We start from the raw sequence: 3793 nt of genomic DNA, 5'->3' as shown, positions 1-3793 counted from the left end.
GGCCGGGGGCTGAAGCGCAGCCACAGGACCAGGCCGCCGGCAAGGGCCGCCGGGACGGTGACGAGCAGGGCAACGGCTGTCAGTGCGCGGCGGATGCGGACCTGCATGGCTTCCTCCGATCGGCCTGTGGTGAACCAATCGTGAGCCCGCCCCGCCCGCGGGGCAAGCCCCTCCCCTGCCTGACCGCCAACCGCCGGAAAGCCCCGCCCGCGAAGGGCCGTGAGGCCCGCAAACCGCTGGACGGCCCACCGACGAAAAGTCTTGCGGCTCGCCCGCCCAGGGCCGGGAAACCACGTCAGCCGAGGGCAACAACCAGGCTCAGCGCGGCCAAAACCAGGGCGACCGGCGTCATGGTCCACCGCTCGGGCTTACTGCGCGAGATGGCGTTTAGGAGGACGCCGACGAACAGGTACGCGGTCAGGACCCAGCTGAGGACGAGCGATGCGGTCTCCGGCAACGCGTCGAGAAGCTGCGCCCGGTCCATGATGACGAACACGAAGAACGCATACAGGAGCACCGAAACCGCGCTCCCGATGCGCAGCTTCGTCGGCAGGATGCGGTGGCTTCCTCCCCAAGCGAACCGTCCCAACGGCAGGCCCGCGGCCAGCAGTATCTGGAAGACCGCCAACAGCGCGAAGACAAGGCACGCGGCGATGGCCGCAACGGTGATCATGGCGAGCAGTGTAGCGGTGCAGCCTTCAGCCGCGGTCAGGCGGCCAGCGGCTGGCGGTCAGCCGGCCACGCGGTCAGCGGCTCGTGACCTTGCCCGTGAGCGAGGCGATCGGGCGCAGGAAGATCGGACGGGCCAGGAACCAAGCCGCCACGGTCACCGCGACGGAGGCGGCGAAGATCCAGAAGCCGGTCCACCCGCCGTCGTCCGTGGCCGCATACATGTGGTTGAGGTTGCGCAGCGCGCCGGTGGCCAGCACCAGCGTCACGTGCACGATGATGAACAGCACGAAGTACACCATCACCGGGAAGTGTATGGCCCGGGCCGCCTCAATCGGGAAGTATTTGTTGACCGCGGCCCGCTTGGGCCAGGCAGCCGAGGTGCGCAGGCCGGAGACGATGGCCAGCGGGGCGGCGATGAAGACGGTCGCGAAGTAGGTCAGCAGCTGCAGCGCGTTGTAGTTCACCCACCCGTTCTCCAGCGGCCAGTCCAGCGAGGCGTACTGCAGCACCGCGGACAGCGCGTTCGGGAAAATGTCCCAGCTGGTGGGCACAATCCGCATCCAGTGCCCGGTCGCGAAGATCAGCACCATGAACACGATGCCGTTCAGCACCCACAACGCATCCAGGGTCAGGTGGAACCACAGGTTCAGGGTGATCTTGGTGGGCGCGTTCCTGGTCTTCACCAGGCCCTTGTTGTTGCGCGTCCAGTACGCCGGCGAGCGCGTGCCGGCACGCACCTGCAATCCGGTGCGGATGATCAACACGATCAGGAAGAAGTTGAGGAAGTGCTGCCAGCCCAGCCAGGCGGGCAGCCCGACCGGCGCGGACTCGGGAAGTTCGGAGCGGCCCGGGTACGCGGCCAGGAAGTCCTGGACGCCCGGCATCGTGCGAAGCCATTTGGCCAGCAACACCAACAGCAGAAGCACGACGACGGCGCCGGCCACCGCCGCGGTAATCTTCAGCCACGTCTTCCGGGTACTCCCGGACGGTTTCGTCGAAGTGGACATCGCCAGCTTTCCTCGTTCCCTGCGTCCCGACAATCCGGGCTTCGTGATTCAAGGTACCCCGGCCGGGCGGCATCATGCCACACGCGCGGCCGCGGCGGCCAGAGCCCGCCGCGGCACGGGGCGAGCGGGGCGCTATTGGCCTCCCTGCGGCATCCATTTCAGGCAGTAGCGCAGGTTGGCGGTCACGGTCCGCACGGCGGCTTCTTCGTCTCCGGCAGCGATGGCGTCCGCCAGGTCCTCGTGTCCGGCGCGCAGGCATCCATCGAAGCCGTCCCGCAACCGCTGGGCCATCTTGGTCCCGTGGAACACGTCGCCGAAGCTGCCGTACAGCTCGTGCAGCAACTGGTTGCCGGAGGCCTCGGCCACGGCCAGGTGGAAGTCCCAGTCCGCGGCGATCCACCCTTCCAGGTCCTGCTCCGCCCACGCTTGCCGGCGCCGGGCCAGCATCTCCCGCAGCGCCTCCACGGCGCCGCCGGTAGCTGCCGGTTCCGACCCCGCCGACTGCGCCGACTGCGCCGCGAGCCGCGCCGCCTGGGTGTCCAGCGCGAAGCGCACCTGCAGCACGTCCTCGTCGTCGTACTCGCGGTAAGCGCGGCGGGCGGTGCCGCTGATCTCGCTGGTGGCCCGCACGTACGTGCCGTCGCCGCGGCGCACCTCGAGCATCCCGGCGTGGGCCAGCGCCTTGACCGCCTCTCGCAGCGTGCCGCGGGAGACGCCCAGGCGTGCCATCAGTTCCGGCTCCGGAGGGATCCTGGTCCCCAGCTGCCACCGCCCCGCCGCGATGGACTCCCGCAGCCTCGACGTGACTTCCTCCGCCAGCGGCGGCCGCTGCAGCGGGCCGGACCTCATGCCCGCGCCTCCCGCGCCAGGCCGCTGACCGCGTGGGCCAGCAGCAGTTGCAGCGCCGCGCCGGCCACCAGCAGCACCAGCGGCACGGTCCAGTCGGCGAGTGCGTCGTGCAGCAGGCCGAGCCCGAACGGGCCCAGCGCGGCGAAGAGGTAGCCCACCGATTGGGCCAGCGTGGACAGCGCGGTGGTCTCGGCCGCGTCCGAACCGCTGCGGCTGATCACCAGCATCAGCAGCGGGAAGACCCCGAAACCTAGGCCGATCAAGACCGCGGGGAGCACGGCGAGCTCGGCAGGCAGCACGAGCAAGGCGAGATAGCCTGCCAGCGACGCCGCGCAGGTGATCATGAAGGCCGGCCGCAGCAGGCCCGGGCGCGCCGCCATGGACAACAGCAGGACGACGGCGGGGATGGACACCAGCTGGACCAGCGCGAGCAGCTGCCCGGCCGCCGCGGAATCCACCCCGCGGGAGATCAGGATGTACGGCAGCCAGCCCATCACGGAATAGACGAGCAGCGCCTGGATGGTGAACAGGCCGGTGAGCAGCGCGCCCTTGCGGGTGAGCAGCAGCGGCCACGGCGACGAGTGGCCCCGGGTCCGTGTGCCCGGCCCGCGCCTGCCGGCCACGGCCATGGGAAGGAACACCGCCAGCCCGACGACGGCCAGCAGCGCCCAGGCGGCCAGCGCGAGTGACGGCGAGTCCAACTGCGCGGCCAGCGGGACGCTGACGGCCGCGGCCAAGGTGGCGCCGATGGACATGGAGATGGTGTAGGCCCCGGTCATGGTCGAGGGCCGGTGCGCGAAGTATTTGCGGATGAACGCCGGCAGCGCCACGTTGCATACCGCCAGTCCGGACATGGACACCACCGTGCCGGCCAGCAGCATGCCGACGGATTCGACTCCGCGCAGGCCCAGGCCGGCAATCAGCAGTGTCAGCGCGAGTGCGATGGCGCGTTCCAGTCCCATGCGGCTGCTCAGCCAGGCGGTCGCGGCGCCGGCCACGGCGAAGCACAGCACGGGAACGGTGGGCAGCAGTGCGGCGATCAGCGGCCCGTACCCCAGCAGCTGCTGCAGGTCGTGGAAGAGCGCGGCCGCGCTGGCAATGCCCGCCCGGAGGTTCAGCCCGATGAGTATCACGGCGGCGACGGCCGCGGCGATAAACCAGCGGCGGTGCGCGGCGGCGGGGGCCGGGGCAATCTCCTGCACGTCCAGCTCCGGCACCAGGGCCTCGACGAACTCCACCGGAGCCTCGTCGCCGCCGGGCGCTTG

At 70.4% G+C, this 3793-nt stretch carries 4 protein-coding genes; all 4 read right to left on the bottom strand.

The annotated features are described in order from the left end of the window. Positions 1–295: 295 nt before the first annotated feature. Positions 296–673, bottom strand: a complete 378-nt coding sequence (locus AC5RV2_RS15790; protein ID WP_494093119.1) for a hypothetical protein — start codon at positions 671–673, stop codon at positions 296–298. A gap of 73 nt (positions 674–746) precedes the next feature. After that, entirely contained in the window at positions 747–1679 is a 933-nt protein-coding gene (locus AC5RV2_RS15785) for a cytochrome b/b6 domain-containing protein (protein WP_494024256.1), read from the bottom strand. A gap of 132 nt (positions 1680–1811) precedes the next feature. Then, complete coding sequence (locus AC5RV2_RS15780; protein ID WP_494093118.1) at positions 1812–2528, bottom strand: FadR/GntR family transcriptional regulator; 717 nt, start codon at positions 2526–2528, stop codon at positions 1812–1814. Next, positions 2525–3793: MFS transporter (locus AC5RV2_RS15775; RefSeq protein WP_494093117.1), on the bottom strand; the 1269-nt coding region annotated here is incomplete at its 5' end. The genes AC5RV2_RS15775 and AC5RV2_RS15780, both read right to left, overlap by 4 nt.

Source organism: Arthrobacter sp. Y3225116, from assembly GCF_059091245.1.
The sequence above is the reverse complement of the archived record's forward strand: the minus strand, read 5'-3'. Positions and strand labels throughout refer to the sequence as shown.